This window comes from Natrinema caseinilyticum (assembly GCF_024227435.1).
GTDB lineage: Archaea > Halobacteriota > Halobacteria > Halobacteriales > Natrialbaceae > Natrinema > Natrinema caseinilyticum.
On sequence record NZ_CP100445.1, the window covers coordinates 2,578,078 to 2,595,539 of the forward strand.

General features: G+C 60.7%; 11 protein-coding genes and 4 pseudogenes. 9 read left to right on the top strand and 6 right to left on the bottom strand.

The window, feature by feature from the left end; all coding sequences use genetic code 11:
• Positions 1-518 precede the first annotated feature (518 nt).
• Positions 519-701, top strand: a pseudogene (locus NJT13_RS12640) (RNA-guided endonuclease TnpB family protein); the annotation flags it as partial.
• Between the two features lie 326 nt (positions 702-1,027).
• On the top strand, positions 1,028-2,110 hold the full coding sequence (locus NJT13_RS12645) for a TrmB family transcriptional regulator (RefSeq protein WP_254521990.1): 1,083 nt from the start codon (positions 1,028-1,030) through the stop codon (positions 2,108-2,110).
• Here the strand turns inward: NJT13_RS12645 and NJT13_RS12650 are convergent.
• On the bottom strand, positions 2,101-4,332 hold the full coding sequence (locus tag NJT13_RS12650; RefSeq protein WP_254521991.1) for a glycoside hydrolase family 3 N-terminal domain-containing protein: 2,232 nt from the start codon (positions 4,330-4,332) through the stop codon (positions 2,101-2,103). The genes NJT13_RS12645 and NJT13_RS12650 overlap by 10 nt on opposite strands.
• Positions 4,333-4,575: 243 nt before the next feature.
• Between NJT13_RS12650 and NJT13_RS12655 the strand changes: the two genes are divergently transcribed.
• The 5 genes and pseudogenes from NJT13_RS12655 to mptA form a co-directional block, all read left to right on the top strand.
• The gene (locus tag NJT13_RS12655) at positions 4,576-6,306 is read left to right on the top strand and encodes an ABC transporter substrate-binding protein (RefSeq protein WP_254521992.1); all 1,731 of its coding nucleotides are present in this window, start codon (positions 4,576-4,578) and stop codon (positions 6,304-6,306) included.
• Between the two features lie 20 nt (positions 6,307-6,326).
• Positions 6,327-7,331 carry an ABC transporter permease gene (locus NJT13_RS12660; protein ID WP_254521993.1) on the top strand — a complete coding sequence of 335 codons (1,005 nt, stop codon included), beginning with the start codon at positions 6,327-6,329 and terminating at the stop codon, positions 7,329-7,331.
• Positions 7,318-8,328: an ABC transporter permease gene (locus tag NJT13_RS12665; protein WP_254521994.1), complete on the top strand. Its 1,011-nt coding sequence runs from the start codon at positions 7,318-7,320 to the stop codon at positions 8,326-8,328. Before NJT13_RS12660 ends, NJT13_RS12665 begins: the two co-directional genes overlap by 14 nt.
• On the top strand, positions 8,329-8,574 hold the full coding sequence (locus NJT13_RS12670) for a hypothetical protein (RefSeq protein ID WP_254521995.1): 246 nt from the start codon (positions 8,329-8,331) through the stop codon (positions 8,572-8,574).
• Positions 8,489-9,132 (top strand): annotated as a pseudogene (gene mptA, locus NJT13_RS12675) (GTP cyclohydrolase MptA); the annotation flags it as partial. The gene NJT13_RS12670 and the pseudogene mptA, both read left to right, overlap by 86 nt.
• Here mptA and NJT13_RS12680 read toward each other — a convergent pair.
• Positions 9,129-9,428, bottom strand: a pseudogene (locus NJT13_RS12680) (DUF7436 family protein); the annotation flags it as partial. The pseudogenes mptA and NJT13_RS12680 overlap by 4 nt on opposite strands.
• Before the next feature lie 39 nt (positions 9,429-9,467).
• Here NJT13_RS12680 and NJT13_RS12685 point away from each other — a divergent pair.
• Positions 9,468-10,511 (top strand): ABC transporter ATP-binding protein, encoded by a 1,044-nt coding sequence (locus NJT13_RS12685; RefSeq protein WP_340681194.1) that lies wholly within the window; start codon positions 9,468-9,470, stop codon positions 10,509-10,511.
• 158 nt (positions 10,512-10,669) lie between these two features.
• On the opposite strand, the gene NJT13_RS12690 is transcribed toward NJT13_RS12685, so the two are convergent.
• Positions 10,670-10,816: a hypothetical protein gene (locus NJT13_RS12690; protein ID WP_254521996.1), complete on the bottom strand. Its 147-nt coding sequence runs from the start codon at positions 10,814-10,816 to the stop codon at positions 10,670-10,672.
• A gap of 208 nt (positions 10,817-11,024) precedes the next feature.
• On the bottom strand, positions 11,025-11,483 hold the full coding sequence (locus NJT13_RS12695) for a universal stress protein (protein ID WP_254521997.1): 459 nt from the start codon (positions 11,481-11,483) through the stop codon (positions 11,025-11,027).
• A gap of 151 nt (positions 11,484-11,634) precedes the next feature.
• Here NJT13_RS12695 and NJT13_RS12700 point away from each other — a divergent pair, with 151 nt between their 5' ends.
• The gene (locus NJT13_RS12700) at positions 11,635-11,868 is read left to right on the top strand and encodes a hypothetical protein (RefSeq protein WP_254521998.1); all 234 of its coding nucleotides are present in this window, start codon (positions 11,635-11,637) and stop codon (positions 11,866-11,868) included.
• A 317-nt stretch (positions 11,869-12,185) separates the two neighbouring features.
• Here the strand turns inward: NJT13_RS12700 and NJT13_RS12705 are convergent, their stop codons facing one another.
• Together NJT13_RS12705 and NJT13_RS12710 are read right to left on the bottom strand one after the other, a co-directional pair.
• Entirely contained in the window at positions 12,186-15,137 is a 2,952-nt protein-coding gene (locus NJT13_RS12705; RefSeq protein ID WP_256549394.1) for a glycosyl hydrolase, read from the bottom strand.
• Positions 15,138-15,482: 345 nt separating this feature from the next.
• Positions 15,483-16,405: pseudogene (locus tag NJT13_RS12710) on the bottom strand (IS630 family transposase).
• Positions 16,406-17,462: the final 1,057 nt, after the last annotated feature.

Consider the following 17,462-nt stretch of genomic DNA (forward strand, 5'->3'; position numbering starts at 1 on the left):
TCACTCATTCTACCGACTTATCCTGTCGTCATCGGTGGGGGAAATAGAACCGACTTCGACGGATACCGATTCGAATCGCTTAGCAGATCCTCCACTAGCTGATCGTTTTCCTCACTATTCGTCCCCCTCCGAAGAACAGTTCCGTCTGCACTGTTCGGAGTCGACGTCCGTCCGGCAGTTGCGGGAACGGCCGATTGGACAGCGGGAATCCGCTGAGCCGTCGACCCTGTATTTACACTCGTACTACTGTAACGCAAGTCGGGAAAGATACCGACTGTCGAGGGGAGACCAGACCTTGACCCCTCCGACGCGGGTGGGTCTCGGCAACTGTACCGCTGCCTCAGCGTGAAGTTCGAATCAACTTCCGAGACGGATTACAATCGTATGATTGTAATCAACTCTCAGAACTGTGAACAGCGGTAACGACCGGCGAGATGACCGAGCCGAGTAGGTGGACAAATCACCTCGATTTCTCGTCTTTCATCCGTCGAAAACTGGACGAACTCACTGAGGAACGCATGTACTACGTCCACATGCACCGCCTCGAGCCGTCCGACGCCTACCGTGAGGAATTGGGCCGCCACCGCGATATTTGTCGGCAACCGTACAACCACACTCGCTACTGGCTCACCGAGCGCCGAGAGACCCGTAGCGAAGTATCCTCGATGACCGCGCTTCGGTCAGAGCTACCCGACCTCGAATAGTGGTGGGACGGCCTCTCGAACGCGTAATCGGAGGTGCCTCCGAGCAGCCTGTGTCGAGAGAAGTATCAGGAATAATATTAATTGGGTCCCCACACAGCTATCTTTTATCTATAATACGGTTGCTACTTATCACGACTCTGGTTTTCGGATAGCTGGCTAAAGCCATCGATGGTGCCTAAAAAGTGGGTAGTCACAAACAATCTATGGAAACAAGTATCTTACATTTTTTGGAGGTCATGCATCTAAAATAAGTTTCATTTCTCGGAGCTATCGAACCAACGACTACACTAAACCTTCATACGCTTGGACGCAAGCTATCGTGTATGAACCGCAGCACGCTCAAACAGGCGCTGGAAAACGCCGACCTCACCACCTACGAGGCTGACGCGTACCTGACGCTCGTCGACTACGGGCGCCTCCCCGCTGTCGACGTGGCGAAGAAATCAGACGTGCCAACGACCCAGGTGTACGACACGCTTCGTTCGCTGGAATCGAAGGGCTTCGTCGATACCATCGACCGGGACCGATTGCACGCAGAGCCCTCGGATCCCGTCGACATCCTCGCTCATCTGCGCAAACGGGGAGAACTGTTTACCGATGCCGCCGAGGAACTCGAAGATCGATGGGAGCAACCGGAACTCAAAGACCACCGAGTGGGGGTCGTCAAGCACGCCGACACGGTGCTCGAACACGTCCGGAATCAGATCCGAGAGACCGACGTCGCAGTCGAAGTCGCGCTGACCGCCGACCAATTCGAGTCACTGCGGACAGAACTCTATTCGGCGGTTGACCGGGGCGTCATCGTCCACGTTGCTATCTACTACGAATCTGGCCTGACCGAACGAAGTGAGTCCTGGGACCTCTCCAGGACGAACCTCGAAGTACGCCTCGTCAATATTCCTGGTCCGTTCATCTCCGTGCTCGACCGGAGCCGAACGTACTTCGCACCGAACTCGCGGGCCGCAGAGAACTACGGTATTCTGATCAACGACAATATCCTCTCGTTTATCAACCACTGGTACTACCAGACCTGCCTCTGGTATCCGTGGGAGTCACTGGCCTCACGGCAGGAACTCCCGAAGCCGTATATCAGCCTCAAGGAGTTCATCAGAGACATCTCCTCGCTGCACCACAGCGGCGGGAACGTCGCCGTAACCATCTCGGGGATCGATGTGGCGGCCGACGAGTTCCGTACAGTCACGGGGACGGTCACGGAGATCTACTATCCCGACGTGATCAACGACGATTCGCCATCGCTCGAACAGCTTTCGACGTATGCGGTGGTGACCCTCGATACCGGGGGAGCGGAACTCACCGTCGGTGGATGGGGAGCGGTATTCGAGGACATCGAAGCCCAAAAGATCATCCTGGAGGCGATTTCGTTCGACGACGTCGTTCAGTCGTAAGTCGTCTCGATGGTAAGTTCGACCGTCTGCTCGCCGACGTGAACCGAATACGCGCCCGCCTCCGTCCGTCTAACCCCGTCAGCGCCGACCTGCCCCAGCTCGGCCGCGGCGAGTTCGATTTCCGCCATTACGTTCTCACCACCGTCGAGCGAGACGCGCTGAAAGCCACGGAGTTCGCGGACCGGCGTGACGCGTGCACTCGCGTGGTTCGTGACGTACACCTGTACGACGTCGCTTCCCGGTCGGTCACTGACGTTTGCAACCGGCACCCGAACTGTCGTCGTGTCGTGTGGCCCGATGGTCGACTCGGTCAGTGTGATGTCGTCGTACTCGAAGTCGGCGTAACTGAGTCCGTGGCCGAATTCGAACAGCGGATCGTACGACGAGGGGTGTTCCTCCTGATCGATGGGGGTGGGATGTGGGAAGTGGTTGAACCGTGTCTGCAGGTGGCCCTCGGACTTCGGAATCGAGATGGGGAGTCGGCCGCTGGGGTCGTTCTCGCCGAAGAGCGTCTCGGCAACCGCCTGTCCGCCCATCGTTCCGGGATAATACGCCATGAGGAGGGCTGGCACGTGCTCGTCCATCCAGTCGACGATGAGCGGTCGGCCCGTGACCAAGACGCCGACGACAGGCGTTCCCGACTCGTGGATCGCCTCCACGAGCTCGCGCTGGGCGTCAGGCAGGTGCAGCGTGTGTCGGTTCGGGAACTCGTCGGGTTCGGTGCCGGTGTCGACGGTCGGGCCGAATTCGTGGAGATACCACGGTTCACCGACGGCGACGACGGCAATATCTGCGTCTTCGGCTGCCTCGACGGCCGCATCCACATCCAGCGTGTCGTTCATCGTCGACCCCTGTTCGTAGACCACGTTGCCGGACGTGATCGCCTCGATGCCGTCGCGAATCGTCACGACGTCGGTTCCCTCGGGGTCGGGCACACTCCAGCCGCCGAGCTGGTGGACCACGTCGTCGGCGTTCGGCCCGGCGACGAGGACGTCCGCATCCGTCTCGAGCGGGAGGAGGTCGTCGTTTTTCAGGAGGGTCATCGAGTCGCGTGCGATCTCGAGAGACGCCTCGCGATGGGCGTCGGCCCCGACCACATCACGTGCCTCGCCTGGGTCGACGAAGGTGTCCTCGAAGAGCCCCAATCGGAACTTCTGTTCGAGTACACGTTCGACACTGTCGTCGACGACGGCCTCGGCCACTTCACCGTCCTCGACCAGCGAGACGAGGTGTTCGGCGTGGTCGATCGCGTCGACGGACGCGATATCGAGGCCGGCTTCCCGGGTCTGGCGGACGGAATCGCGGTGGTCCGCGGTTATCTTGTGGTCTTCGTCGAGCATCTTCACGCCGCCCCAATCGGACACCACGGTGCCGTCGAAACCCAGCGTCCTGCGGAGCAGGTCGGTCAGATAGCGCCGCGACCCGTGTGCGGGTTCCCCGTCGACGGCGTTGTAACAGGGCATCACCGACTCGACGTCCTCGTCCAGTACGTCGAGGAAGGACGGCAAGAAGACGTTCCGCAACAGGTACTGTGACACTTCGACCGGGGCGGCGTCTTCGCCACGCGCAGGGTCGCTGTAGGCCGGAAAGTGCTTTGCCGTCGCGATGACCGACGACGGATCTTCGATGCCATCACCCTGATAGCCGCGAACTTTCGCGGCCGCCAGTTTCGCACAGAGGTAGGGACTCTCGCCGAACGTTTCGAACGTGCGACCCCACCGTGGGTCACGCGCTACGTCACAGGTGGGGGAGTAGTTCTGGTGCGCGCCGCTTCGTCGGACCTCAGTGGCCGTGATGCGGGCACCCCGCTCGACTGCGTCGGCGTCCCACGTCGCCCCGGCGCCGAGACCGTTGGGAAACGCCGTTCCTTCGGCAACGTAGGCGTGACCGTGGACGGCGTCGACGTTGAACAACAGGGGGATACCGAGACGTGTCTCCGAGAGCGCGGCCTCCTGGATTCGGTTGACGTTCTCGACGATATCGTCCAGTCGCATGTCCACGGCACCGCCCCAGCCGAACGACGCGACGGCCCCGACGTTGTGTTCCGTGACTTCCGTCACGACGTCGTCGATATCTTTGAACTCGTCGAGGTGGCCCGCCCACGTCCCGACTAATTGACCGACCTTCTCTTCGAGCGTCATTCGACCGAGTAAGTCGCTGACTCGTTCCGCGGTCGAGACAGTCGGATCCCTAAACAGCGGTTGCGTATCGCTAGACTGCATCGTGAGAACGATTCTGTCACGTGCATTTATACTTTTGGATGGCCCTGACACGGCCGGTCTAAAACTCGTCGCGACGGTTCCGTCGGGACAGGCACTGATGCTGACTCGCCGCGATGTGCCTCAACTCGCGTGCGACTCCGACATGCCCCGGGGCACCACCTGTCAAGGTGTCGGGATACGGAGCGCGATTGCCATTAACAACCACAATGTTTAATATAGGTAAGTGTGCGATAATTGTACGTAATGTCACGAGCTACTGAAGGCTATGGCGATCTGATTAGCCGACGGCAATTCGTCAAACTGACCAGTGTTTCTGGAGCTGCAGCCCTCGCTGGGTGTAGCGGCGGGGGTTCGTCCGGCGGCAACACTCTGACGGGCGCGACGAACGTAGGCGTCCCGACGAACATGCACCTGAATCCGATGGCGACCCAGAACTACGACTGGACTGCGGGCAACCACATCTTCGAGCGCTTCGCCGCCTACAACTTCTCTACACAGGAGTTCGAGTTGGCCGGCCTCGAGAACTGGTCGTTCGAAGACGAGACTGTCACGCTGACGCTGCGCGACGACCTCAAGTGGGACACTGGTGATGACGTCACGGCAGGTGACGTCATCACGCAGTTCAGACTGATGAAAAAGACCGAAGCAACGCTGTGGGACTTCGCTGACAGCGTCGCGGAGGGCGAAAACGATAAAACTGTTGTCATCACGCTTTCGAAGCCGTCGAACCCGGAGATTATTAAACATACTCTCGCGAACGGAGACCTTCGTATTCACGGGTACCAACCTGTCTACAACGAGTTCCTGGACAAAGACGCATCGGCCATCCAGCAGTTCGAGTGGGAAGAAGATGTCCACGGGAACGGTCCGTTCACACTGGAATCCAAAAGCGACCAGGCCTGGACGCTCTCGCGCAACGAGCACTTCTACGACGCCGATAACGTCACTTTCGACACGTACGAACTCCTGAGCCGACAGGAAAATAGTGCCCTCCAGCAGGGGCTGATGGGCGGCGAACTCGACGTCGTCACGAGCATGTTCGCCCCCCCGAAGATCGTCGATAATTTCCCGGATCACGTCGAAGAGGTCACTCTCCCGGCGAACTGGGGGTACGGGATCATATTCAACCACGACGACGAGGACTTCGGCAACCGGAAGGTACGCCAGGCGGTCGCACACGTTGTCAATCGCCAGCAGGTCGCCGACAACGCCGGGCCGCGCACGAAAAAACCCGCGCCAAAGGTCACCGGTATCGCACCGGCCGACCAGGAGTCGTGGCTCGGCGGCGCCTACGATAGTTTCGAGAGCTACGGGGCGGAAGCTACGCAGTCCGAGGCGGCTGCCACGCTGCTCCGCGAGGCCGGCTACTCGAAATCGGGCGGGACGTGGCGTGACGATGACGGGAACGCGCTCGGCGGAAGTTACCTGACGCCGGCCGGGTGGACCGACTGGACGACCGCGACGAATACCGTCGTCGATCAGCTGAACTCCTTTGGCTTCGACTTCGAGATCAACTCGGTGCCGAGTAGCGACTTCTTCGGTACGTACACCGACTCCAACTTCAAGATCGGTGCGTTCTACTGGCTGCCCGGTGGCGCTCGATCGTCGTACCCGTACTTCCCGCTGCGCTGGCAGCTGAACGTTCCGGACGTCGGTGGCGGACACAACTTCGCCGAAGGCGAATACACCGTCCCGGCGATGGACGGCTCGGGCGAGATGACGCTGAACCCGTTCGAAGAGATACGCAGCGTCGCGACGATGCAAGACGAAACGCAGGCCTCCGAGACCATAACGCGGGTCGCGTGGCACAACAACCAGAACCTCCCCGTCCTTGGCCTCGTCGCGAAACAGGACCAATCCTGGCTCACCTCCGACGAGTGGGACATCGCCCCGGCCGACGACTCCGCCCGCGGTGTCAAGTGGCCGTCGCACTGGCTGCCCAAGCAAGGCAAGCTGAACGCGTCCGATCGGTAACACCATCAGAAGAGTACGAAATGGTCAACTACTACGTGCGCCGGACGGCCAGGGTGTTCGCCACAATCTTCATGGTCGCATCACTGACGTTCGGCCTGATACGGTTGCTACCCGGCGGTCCGTATACGCAGTTGCGCGCCCAGTTACTCAGGCAGGGTGTGCCGGCTGCGGAGGTAGACGCCAGAATCGCTAACCTACAGAACATCCGTCCGGACGCACCCCTCTGGCAGCAGTACATCGACTACATGTTCGCACTCGCCCAGGGTAACCTCGGGGAGTCGATCTCGCTCAACGAACCGGTCGTCTCGATACTCGCCAGTTCGGCCCCGTGGACCGTGTTCGTCGTGCTCGTTTCGACGATACTCGTGTTCGCTATCGGCATCTTCCTGGGGGCGCTGCAGGCGTACTGGGAAGGCTCCCGATTCGACAAGCTGTTCTCGGGTATCTCGATTACCCTGATGTCGGTGCCGTTCTACGTCGTCGCCGTCCTGGCGCTGTACGTCTTCGCCTACCAGCTTCGCTGGCTCCCCACTGCGGGGACGATTGGAACGGGAGTCGAACGGCAACTCAGCATCCCGTTCGTTCTCAGTGCGCTGGAACACAGCGTGCTGCCCATCTTCTCGTACACGCTGGGCGCCATCGGGGGACAGGCACTGGCGATGCGCGGGAACAGCATCCAGGTACTCGGCAACGACTACGTACAGGTGGCTCGGCTTCGCGGCCTCTCGGACCGTCGTATCGCGACTCGATACGTCGCCCGGAACGCCATCTTGCCGATGTACACTGGATTCTTGCTCCTGCTCGGCTTCCGACTCGGCGGGACCGTCATACTGGAGCAGATCTTCTCCTACAACGGACTCGGCTACTACCTCATCTCCGCGCTGAACGCCAACGACTACCCGCTGATGATGGGGACCTTCCTCATCATCACCATCGCGCTCGTCCTCGGCGTCTACGTCGCGGACCTTACTTACAGCAAGATCGACCCGCGAATCAGCGCAGGTGATTCAGATGAAGCCTACTGATACGGACAGCGTGGATTGGCGAAGTGAGAGCAGGTCGGCACCGGACGTGACGACGCGTGAGCGACTCCGCGAGGTGTACGACGACCGGATACGTACCCCGCTACTCGTCGCGTGGGCTGACTGGCGAACGCGACTCGGCTTCCTCATCATCGGTGGGTATCTCACGATGGCGCTCGTCGCGATCCTGGGGCTCTGGCGAGAACCGTCGACGAATCAAGCGCCGCGCTACCTCATGCTGTTCGAGAACATGAACTATCCCCTCGGCACGACCGCCTCGGGGACGGACCTCGCCGCGCTCATCGTCCACTCGACGCCCGATATCCTGCTGATGATTACCGCCGGTGCGGTGTGGGCGACGGCCGTCGCCGTCGTGATCGGGACCGTCGCCGGCTACAAGGGCGGAAGCGTCGACAGAGCACTGATGTCGTTCTCGGACCTCGTCATGGCGATTCCGGGCCTCCCGCTCGTGATTATCCTCGCGGTGACGCTCAATCCGGAGAACCCCATCCTGCTGGGCGTCGTCATCAACATCAGCTACTGGGCCGGTCTCGGCCGGTCGCTGCGCTCGCAGGTACTCACCATCCGCGAGAACGACTACGTCGAGGCGTCGCGAACTATGGGCGTCAGCACGCCCCGAATCATCCTGAAGGACATCATCCCGAACCTGATGCCGTACGTGACGGTCAACTTCGTGTTCGCCGCGCGGTACGTCATGTTCGCCTCCGTGGGGCTGTACTTCCTCGGCGTCTTGCCGTATTCGACGCAAAACTGGGGGGTAACTCTCAACTTCGCCTACAGCGGCGGTGCGCTCTTCTCGTGGAGCGCGGCCCACTGGCTGCTGGCTCCGATGGTCGCGATCATGGGTCTCTCACTGGGGCTCATCCTGCTCAGCCAGGGGCTCGACCGGGTGTTCAACCCTCGCGTCCGAACTCGGATGTCTGGCGAGTCCAGTTCGACGGCGGGCGACGACGACGCTGACGTGACGGAGGTGCTCTAAATGACACCGGATACTACAGCACAACGACGGCACGGTGATCCGACGGCGGCAACTGACCCGATAATCGAGATGCGCAACGCCAGCGTCACGTACGACGACGGCGAGACGTTCGTCTTAGACGACGTGAGTATGGCCATCGAGCGCAACGAAGTGGTCGGCGTTGCTCGAGAAACACGACTACACGTCGAAAGCCGAGGTTTCGATGGAAGCGGAGTACATGCGTCGCGAGCGGACGCCGGCGAGTGACCGCGAGACCAGCACATGGTCGACATCGTCGCCTCGGCGACCGCCACGGACGAGGGAACCCGCGAAGAAATCGGTGCCCAGGTCACCGGCATGACCGTCTGTCCGTGCTCGCAAGGGATGTCCGCCGCTCGCGCGAAACAGACGCTCGAGGACCTCGGCGTGGAAGAAGAGACGATCACGGAGTTCCTGGACGAAGTGCCCCAACCGGGCCACTCCCAGCGCGGGCACGCGACGCTGACCGTCGAAGCCGATGGCGATCCCGCGGTCGACCTGAACGACATCATCGACATCGCTCGAGATTCGATGAGCGCGCGGATCTACAACCTCGCGAAACGGCCCGACGAGGACCACATGACCTACGAGGCTCACGCGGACGCCAAGTTCGTCGAGGACTGTGTGCGAGCGCTGGCCGAGGGCGTCGTCGACGAATTCGACCACTTGCCCGACGACGCGGTGATCACGATGAGTCAGTCCAACGACGAGTCGATCCACCAGCACAACGCCCACGCCGAGCGCGTCGTCGAAATGGGAACCTTACGCGGCGAAATTGCGCCCTAAAACTGGAGCGGTTCCGCTTCTTTCCACCGCGGGATGAACTCCTCGTGGACGTTCGCGGCGAACTCCGGATCTTTCAGGTCGATCATTCCGAACGCCTCCCCGGACGAAAGCGGGTTCGGCACCTGAATGCACACCTCGACACCGTCGATGATGTTGAACGAACCCGTTATGTCGTCGTTCGTGCGGACGTCGAAGTCGTCGCGCTGCTGGAGCGTCTCCCGATAGCGCTGGCCTACGTCCTCCGACAGCGAGGCGACCATCTCGCGGGTCATCAAGAGAGCCAGAGAGACACCGTTTCCGACGCGACTGTCCGAGACGACGCCGACGCACCGCTCATCTCGCTCGACGACGTCAACGTCCACTTCGAGAAGGAACAGGGGCTGTTTGAATTCTTCGAGGACCCGGACGTCGTCAAAGCGGTCGACGGCATCTCGCTCGACATCGAGGAGAACGACGTTCTCGCGCTCGTCGGCGAGAGCGGGTGTGGGAAGTCGACGTTGGGTAAGACAACCATCGGGCTACAGCGACCGACCGCCGGAACTGTCCGGTACCGCGGGCAGGACGTCTGGGCGGCCAAGGACGGAACCGGCGAGGTCGACATCCCGTTCAGCGATATCCGTTCGTCGCTCCAGATCATTCATCAGGACCCCGGAAGCTCGTTGAACCCGAATCGTCGAATCGTCGACATCCTCGCCCAGCCCATCAAACAGACGCACCCCGACATCGGCCTCGGTGAGCGACGCGCGCGAATCTACTCGCTGCTCGAGCGCGTCGGGATGAACCCGGCGGCGGACTTCGCCGACCGCTATCCACACCAGCTCAGTGGTGGGGAACAACAGCGCGTCGCACTCTCCCGTGCGCTATTGATGAACCCCGACCTCATCCTCGCCGACGAGGCGATCAGCGCGCTCGACGTCTCCCTGCGCGTCGAGATGATGGACCTGATGTTGGACCTGCAGGCGGACTTCGACACATCGTTCGTGTTCATCTCGCACGACCTCTCGAACGCACGCTACTTCGCCGAACACGGGGACGGGCGCATCGGCGTGATGTACCTCGGTGAACTCGTCGAAGTCGGGACAGCCGAGCAACTCATCGAGGACCCTCGACATCCCTACACCAACGTCTTGCGGTGGGCGACGCCGGACCTCGCACTCCACGCGGCCGGCGCGGGCGAACCACCCATGCGCAAGATCGACATCCCCGACCCGGTCGACCCGCCGAGTGGCTGTCGCTTCCACACGCGCTGTCCCGAAGCGCGCGAGGCGTGTCGCGAGTCCTGTCCAGCCCTCACGGGTGAGACAGACGGACACCGCACCGCGTGTTTCCGCAGCCAACCGGACCACGAGTACTGGGACAGCGCACCGCTGGAAGACTGAGCGGTCGGCCGTCAAGGGGCCAGTCGTCGGGTCGGGGAATCGCCCGCAAAGCGGGTGCAATCGGCCACGACGTGACGGTGTTCACCCGCGGCGAGACCGAGACCGATCTTCCAGACTCGGTCGATCACGGGACGGTCGACCGAACCGCCCGCGACGCCTTAGCGCGGGCGCGTGACGAACTCTTGCTCGGGTGCGTGATCGGCATGGTCGTCTTCGATTCGCCAGATATCGAGACGGCTATCGACGTGCCGACCAACGTACTCCGCGAGGCAGTTCCCAGTCGCGTGGGGCCGCCGTTGGATCATTTCCAGTTCTCGATCCTGGGGAGACGGTGTCGAACGGACGGTTCCCCGTCTCGAAGCCGACGACACGATAGCCGACTGGGACACCGACCCCGAATGCGACGCCGCCGTCTCGGCGTGGCGTGATGTGATGAATATCTTCGACGGTGGCGGCCGATAGTCCATCTGACTCGTCGACTGTCGGGCACGCGGGCGGACGCCCGGCGCTCGCTCACTCGGTGACGAGCGTCGTGTAGCCGTCGAAGTTGAGGATGACTCGCTGTGCGAAGTCGCCGAAGACGGCTTTCCCGGCGGGTGACCGGGAGGTTCCGACGATGAACACGTGGTCACACTCGCGTTCCACGGCCGTATCGAGGACGTGCTGAGCACGCGTCGTTTCGGAGTCGACGACGACCACGATTTCCGGGTCGACGTCCGTCTCCGACAGTACCGATTCGACGAACGCCGTCGCGTCCACCGCGGCACCCTCGACGATAGCCGAGTGGTCGTAGTCGACGTGTTCGACCCGCTCGATCGATTCGAGGGTGTCCACATCGGCATCGTATTCGCCTTCGTCGAGGTGCCAGAGGACGACGAGTTTGCCGTCGGCTCCGGCGCACCACTCCGCCGCTTCCGCGAGGAGTTCGCGATGTGTCTCCGACTCTCTGAGGCTTACTAACCCGCGTTTCATACATTCAGTGCTCCCTCGCTCGATGTATAAACCTACCGCTCAGTGGGCTATCGGCCGGCAGTCGATACGGTCCAATCGTCGCAATCGGGGTCACGGACCGTCTGCCGGCGCTGACCGGGACGTTAATGAGCGTTCGGCTGAAAGTGACGATATGAGATTCAGAGAGGTCCTCATGGACGCAGTCTGCGAGCAGCGGGACCAAATACCGCTCCTGCTCGCGGTCGTCACCGTGATGGGAATCCTCCTCGCGTTCTCGTTTCTCTTTCTCCAGTCCGGTACCGCCGCGTACGTCATCGCACTCGTCGACCTGCTACTCGTCGTCGGGAGTCTCGTCACGTTCGGCGGCACGTATTGGTACTGTACGAAGCGGGCGATGAATAACTGAGGTCGCTCTCCCGGATGCGACGTGCTGGTACGGATGGAATCCCTGCTGTCGTTTGCAGGTCCGATTCCCTTGGCCAGCGATGGGGTGCTCGGTACCGGAGGCGGTACGATTCGAGCAACGCGGCCGTCTCTGCCGCGAAGATCGCAATCTCGTCGTCACCAGCAGCGTCGGCAGACCGCTGATCGATCGGCGTTCTCTCGGAGCGCCAGCCTGGTTTTACTGGATCGCTGGCACGTCCTCGCTCGATCGTACTACCGGAAACGGTGAGAAAAGTGGCGAAAAAGTGCGACGCGATCGGGACCTGTCCGAGACCGACCTCAGGCTACCACGGTCTTCGTCTGCGTTCTCGTGTTGCCGGCGGCGTCGGTTACAGTCAGGATCACGTCGTAGCTGCCCGAGCCCTTCTTGTCGCGGACGTTCGTCGTATCGGACGCGCTCGATCCGCTGACGCTGATCGTCTTACTGGCTTGCACACCGTTCTGCCGGAGTTCGACGACGACCGACGAGAGATCGCCGTCGGCGTCCGAAACGGTCCAGTTTACGTTGAAGCTCGCCCAGCCACCGTTCGAGACGTTCGTGACGCTGACGCTGTCGATGGTCGGGGCAGTTGATCCGGTCGACCCGGAGTCGGTCGTCACCGAGACCGTGTTCGAAGCGCTCGACTCGTTGCCTGCGCCATCAACTGCCGTGACGTAGCAGTCGTAGGTGGTGCTCGTCGAGAGGTTCGAGACCGTCGTCGACGTGGTCCCGGCGGTGACTTCCTGGTCTTTCGTTCCGTCGACGTACACGTTGTAGTGGTCGACGCCCGTGCCGTCGTCGCTCGAGGCGTCCCAGGAGAGGTCGACTGACGTGTCCGTTTTACCGGTCGCTGTTAAGTTCGACGGCGCGGTCGGGGCAGTCGAGTCGCCCGACCCCCCACCGCCAGCCCCGGTCGATGTGGCCATCGAGTTCGCCGACACGTCGAGGGCCGTCCCATCGGAGAACGTGACCGTGATCGGCGAACTCCCGCCGTTGTACGCGACGTAGGTCTTGGCAGTGCCGTCGTCGAACACGGCCGTTAGGGGATGGTCAGCTGTGATCGACGGATCGGGCGTGCCCATCCCGTCTATGTTGTAGATCCAGTGGTACGTGTGGGCCTTCGTCTCGCCGAATTCGACGGGATAGCTGCTCTTCTTCGCTTGCCACCTGTTCTTCGCGTCGGTCACGTCCGAGAACGATCGGAACATCCACACGATGTCCGGCCAGTAGCTGAAGTCATCGCCGTCGACGTCGTTGGCGACGAGTTCGTCGTAGTTCGACTGGGCGTACTGGGTGTCCCAGCCGAGGAACTCCATGTGGGCACACATCGGCAGCATGTTGATACCGTGGATGGCCTCGGTGTCGGTGGTCCACCAGGTGGTGTACTTGTAGCCGTTGCCCCACACCATCGCAGCGTAGTCGTAGTTCCAGCCCGACGGCTGGTTCTCGTTGTCTACGTCGAACCAGTATTCCCGGACTGCGGAGCGTTCCTGCGTGTAGAGGAACACGCCAGCGTCGCGAATCTCGGTGTCGTTGGTGAACTCTCCCCAGAGGATCATCGACGCGTAGGCGTTGAGGGCTTCCGAGGAGGACTCCTGGTTGTTCCCCTCGGCGAACGCAGACCCGCCACCGTCTGCCCACGAGTGTCCCTCGTAGGGACTGAAGTGGCGCAAGAACGGGAACATCGAATCCGACCGATCGGGGTTCGCGAAGTCCCGAATCAGGAGATCGACCATGCCACCCCAGTTGGAATCGTGGGCCCACGTCGAATCCTTTCGGGCGACTTCTGCGGCGCCGCGGACGTAGTAGCCGTAGTGGAAGTGGTGGTCGTTGATGTTTGCGCCAGAACCGAACGAATCGTTGTAGCCGATGAGCGTCCCCCAGTTCTGGTTGTAGTAGAACACGTCCTCCGAGGTGGTTTTCCCGCTCGAATTAGCGTCGAACCAGAGTTCGAGGTCGTCTTTGAGCCCCTTCGTGTTCTGATCGCCGTTGAGGAAGTAGTCCGCGGCGGCAGTGTCACCTAACTGTTCTGCGATCGGGATGATCTCGGCCAGTCGACCGTAGTTCTTGCCGGTCCAGTAGGTTCCGTCGCCGGGGTTCTCCGGACCGGTGCGGACCAGCGTCCGTGAACTCTCCTCGTCGTCGACGTAGTTCTGTAGTTCCGTCTCGTCGTAGGTTCCCTCGTCGGGCAAGAATGGGAGGATCCCGCAGAACGAGTGCGTCGTGGTGAACGACCCGCCGGCGACGGTTTGCATCGTCCCACGCGCGGATTCGTAGGTGTATCCCTCGAACGTCTCACTCGTGTTCTTGTGCTGATGCGGGAACAGCGCCGAGAGGGTTCCTGACGACGAACTTTCGGCCTTCGCGCTCGTCGAGACCGTGTAAGTCGTGACGACCTCGCTGGCTGTTTCGTCGTAGTTCCAGGATATCTGGGTGTCAGTGAGGAAGTTGTACGCGTACTGTTCGAAGTCTGCGAGTGCCGTGCTGGTCGCTTCCGGTAGTGCAGCGACCGTGAGATACCCCGCACCAGCGAGGTCGGACGTTAATTCGGTCGTTCCCTTCCCCGACCACGTCGCCCCGGAGGGCGCGTATAGACCGTATGCGTGGCCGTCGATCGACACGCCCAGCACGTTGCCGTCGTCGGTAAAGACCGTCGGCGCCGAGGGAAACGAGAGAGCAGCGCCACCGCCGCTATACTCGCAGAAGACGTACGGTGATCCTTGCGCCAGGGTTATCGAGAGGCTCGTCGACGTGCCCCCTCCCCAGACAGCGTCGACAGACCAGTCGCCGTAGCCGTCACAGCGCACGTCCTCAAACGAGGAGGTCGCCGCGTGACCGATCGTCAGATCTGTCGCGTCGTCCATCATCGCGACGTCCCCCTGATGGGGATCGTTCGACGAGTCAGTCGTGTACGTCCACTCTGTCGGGTTACTGACGTCCAGCCCGACTCCGTTTGCGTCGAACGCGAGTGGATGTGCGAACATCGGTTCCGAATACTGGAACCACAGCAGCGTACTCCACCAGTCGTTCGTCGGCAGTGGTGCAGACACGTTCGACGTGGTATACCGTGTCGACGGGGGTTCTGATTCCCCCGAGGGAAGTGTCGTCTTGTAGCTGCCCTTGCCGACCGAAACCGATGCCGCATTGGCGGTTCCAAGCGTTCCGAGTCCGGCTGCAAGCCCCAACGCAGAGACGTACGATCGTCGGGAAAGCCGATGCGAATCGCCAGTACTATTGTTCTCGTTCACCATGGGTGTTTGTCACTAGCGCACCAGCGTCGCGGCCGATATACTACTACGAACCGCGTTAATGCTGATACGGTAGTCCACCAGCAAATCGGACGTATATGTAATAAATTAATCGGTGGTTTCCATATCGAAACTTTTATCCAGTAGGAAATCTATTAAAGTTGGGGAGGGCGACGTTCGATGTTCGAGTAGCTACTCCGAAACCAAGCAACGCATCGTCGACAGTCCCGGAGACATGGGCCTCGTTCGAGGCTGCCTTCGAGTACGCCGGCAGAGAGAATGCCGACCGGCATCGGGTTCGTCGTTACTGACGACGATCCCATCGCCGTCGTGGATTTATAGTGAGTATTAGAAATAATCACTCACATCAGGTATGGAGAGTTGATCGAGAGCGGCAACGATCGCTGTCGTGAGTTCAGAGAGTAAGTCTACTTCCGATGAATACGCCGGCAATTTCACGAAGACGAGGTCCGTGACGGCTGACGCCCGAAAAGACGGTGCTCCATCCAGCACAACGATCAGATCATCTTCGAACTCTTAGCATAATGTGAGGACGATATATTCGAATGTTTGGAAGTCACGTACTCTTCGAATCGAGAGAAAAAGCGATCACCGAAAACGGTGATCGCGCCCAACGGACACGTCCAGTCGCGGTGGCCAGACACTTCGATAGACGGCCGCGTGCCGCGGGGAATCGCGCGGCACGCGGCTCGACTTGCACGGATTACTCGGGTCGAGCGATACACCTACTGGGGCGTCCATTTCCCGCCGCTTTTTTCGAGATCTTCACGGCCCGATTCTTGCCCATCACCAGCAGATTCAGCGGCTGTACGGCGCGGTTTTTGATAGCTCAGTCCCGCTTCTTTGAGCAACCGCCGACAGCTCGGGCTCGAGTACTCGACGTCGTACGTCTCGTCGAGATACTGCTGGACGAGCGCCGGCGACCACGCCGGCGCGTCGAAGCCGACTTCCTCGGGTGATTCGTGGACCGTTTCTTCGAACTCTTTTTGCTCTCTTTCTGATAGCTTTCTTTTTCTTCCAGTTCGGTGAGCATCAGTAACGGCCTGCTCGAGCGACTCGTCGGTGTCGAGTCGCTGGAGCCAGCTATAGATCGTTCGTCGCTGAACGTCGTACCACTCTGCCAGTTCAGTCTGCGTGACACCGTTTTTGTACGCAATCGCTGCTAAGAGCCGTTGTGTCGGCTTCTTTCCCTCCACGTTGTCGAGGGCGTCGTGCAATTCTTCGACAGAGATCTCGTCGAGATGATCCACTGCGTTCGACGACGATCTCTGAGTAAAAAGTTCTAACGGTTGCGATGCTTTCAGAGCCGTCGTACTGCTGTTGTGGTCACCGTTCTTGGCATCACGCACCTCTCTCAGTCGTTTCGCTGGCCGACTCGGTGAATCGTCCCGAACGATCTCCTGACCGAGACCTGTCCACTCGTGACATCATGTCCATCATATTTTTCAGTTGCTTTTCTCGTCTTGCACATCTCCACGTCTGATCGACTGGTCGGTACTCCAATAGGTCTCGAGGAAGGATCTCAGCTACAGAAACGCCCGTCCCGGCGTCGTCGAACCGTGACCTCTCACAGTCCGGACATTCGTTAGACTGTTCCGACGGGTATCGTCCGGAATTCTGTTCCGCCACGGCTACCAGATCACGGACTCCCGCGGCGGCCGTGCAGGGACGATATCGGCTCAACTTTCGATGAAAGACGAGACGCTGTCGGAGGCTACGGGCGGAGAAGGGTGAGTGCCTCCCGGTCCTGGCCCGAACGAGAGACGGTGTTACACCGACGTCAGTCTCTGTCGTCGCTACCGAACTGGAAAGGCCACTCTCTCCCCCGTTTCTGACGCGGAGACGGTGATTTCGGATCGATTATCGCACGGTCGCAACGACCGTGGTCGGTGCATACTTCCACCCGACCAATTTCGACGACGAAAACGCCGAGGAGTGGTTGCCGAAAGACGGCTCCGTTTCCGAGATCGAGACCGCCGAACGAGTCCGGATAGTGCCACCGCTCCTCCATTTCGGTTGTGCAATCGCACTTCCGTTCGCACTCGATGGTCACACGGCCGGTCGCGCTCGAGTCGCTCGACCGCGGCAATCGTCAGGATCGCACTGCACGCTTCACGGGTCGTCTCACCCTGCGTGCGAAAGATCCCGTGGCGGGTGTCGCCAGGGCGACAGCACCACAAATCACAGCGCCCACCTCCTCCCTCCGTACGCCGATCTCCAGTTACTCCAAATAGAGCGGGTTCGATCACCTCGTAATTTGGGAGCTCAGTGTTCACTGTCGGACGAGTATCTCACAGGGGTTCCCAG

Bases quoted from the DNA above. Each gene is read 5' to 3' on its own strand.
- NJT13_RS12670 (WP_254521995.1), top strand. From the start codon at position 8,329: ATGACACCGGATACTACAGCACAACGACGGCACGGTGATCCGACGGCG.
- NJT13_RS12645 (WP_254521990.1), top strand. From the start codon at position 1,028: ATGAACCGCAGCACGCTCAAACAGGCGCTGGAAAACGCCGACCTCACC.
- NJT13_RS12660 (WP_254521993.1), top strand. From the start codon at position 6,327: ATGGTCAACTACTACGTGCGCCGGACGGCCAGGGTGTTCGCCACAATC.
- NJT13_RS12705 (WP_256549394.1), bottom strand. From the start codon at position 15,137: ATGGTGAACGAGAACAATAGTACTGGCGATTCGCATCGGCTTTCCCGA.
- NJT13_RS12700 (WP_254521998.1), top strand. From the start codon at position 11,635: ATGAGATTCAGAGAGGTCCTCATGGACGCAGTCTGCGAGCAGCGGGAC.
- NJT13_RS12655 (WP_254521992.1), top strand. From the start codon at position 4,576: ATGTCACGAGCTACTGAAGGCTATGGCGATCTGATTAGCCGACGGCAA.
- NJT13_RS12650 (WP_254521991.1), bottom strand. From the start codon at position 4,332: ATGCAGTCTAGCGATACGCAACCGCTGTTTAGGGATCCGACTGTCTCG.
- NJT13_RS12695 (WP_254521997.1), bottom strand. From the start codon at position 11,483: ATGAAACGCGGGTTAGTAAGCCTCAGAGAGTCGGAGACACATCGCGAA.
- NJT13_RS12690 (WP_254521996.1), bottom strand. From the start codon at position 10,816: ATGATCCAACGGCGGCCCCACGCGACTGGGAACTGCCTCGCGGAGTAC.
- NJT13_RS12665 (WP_254521994.1), top strand. From the start codon at position 7,318: ATGAAGCCTACTGATACGGACAGCGTGGATTGGCGAAGTGAGAGCAGG.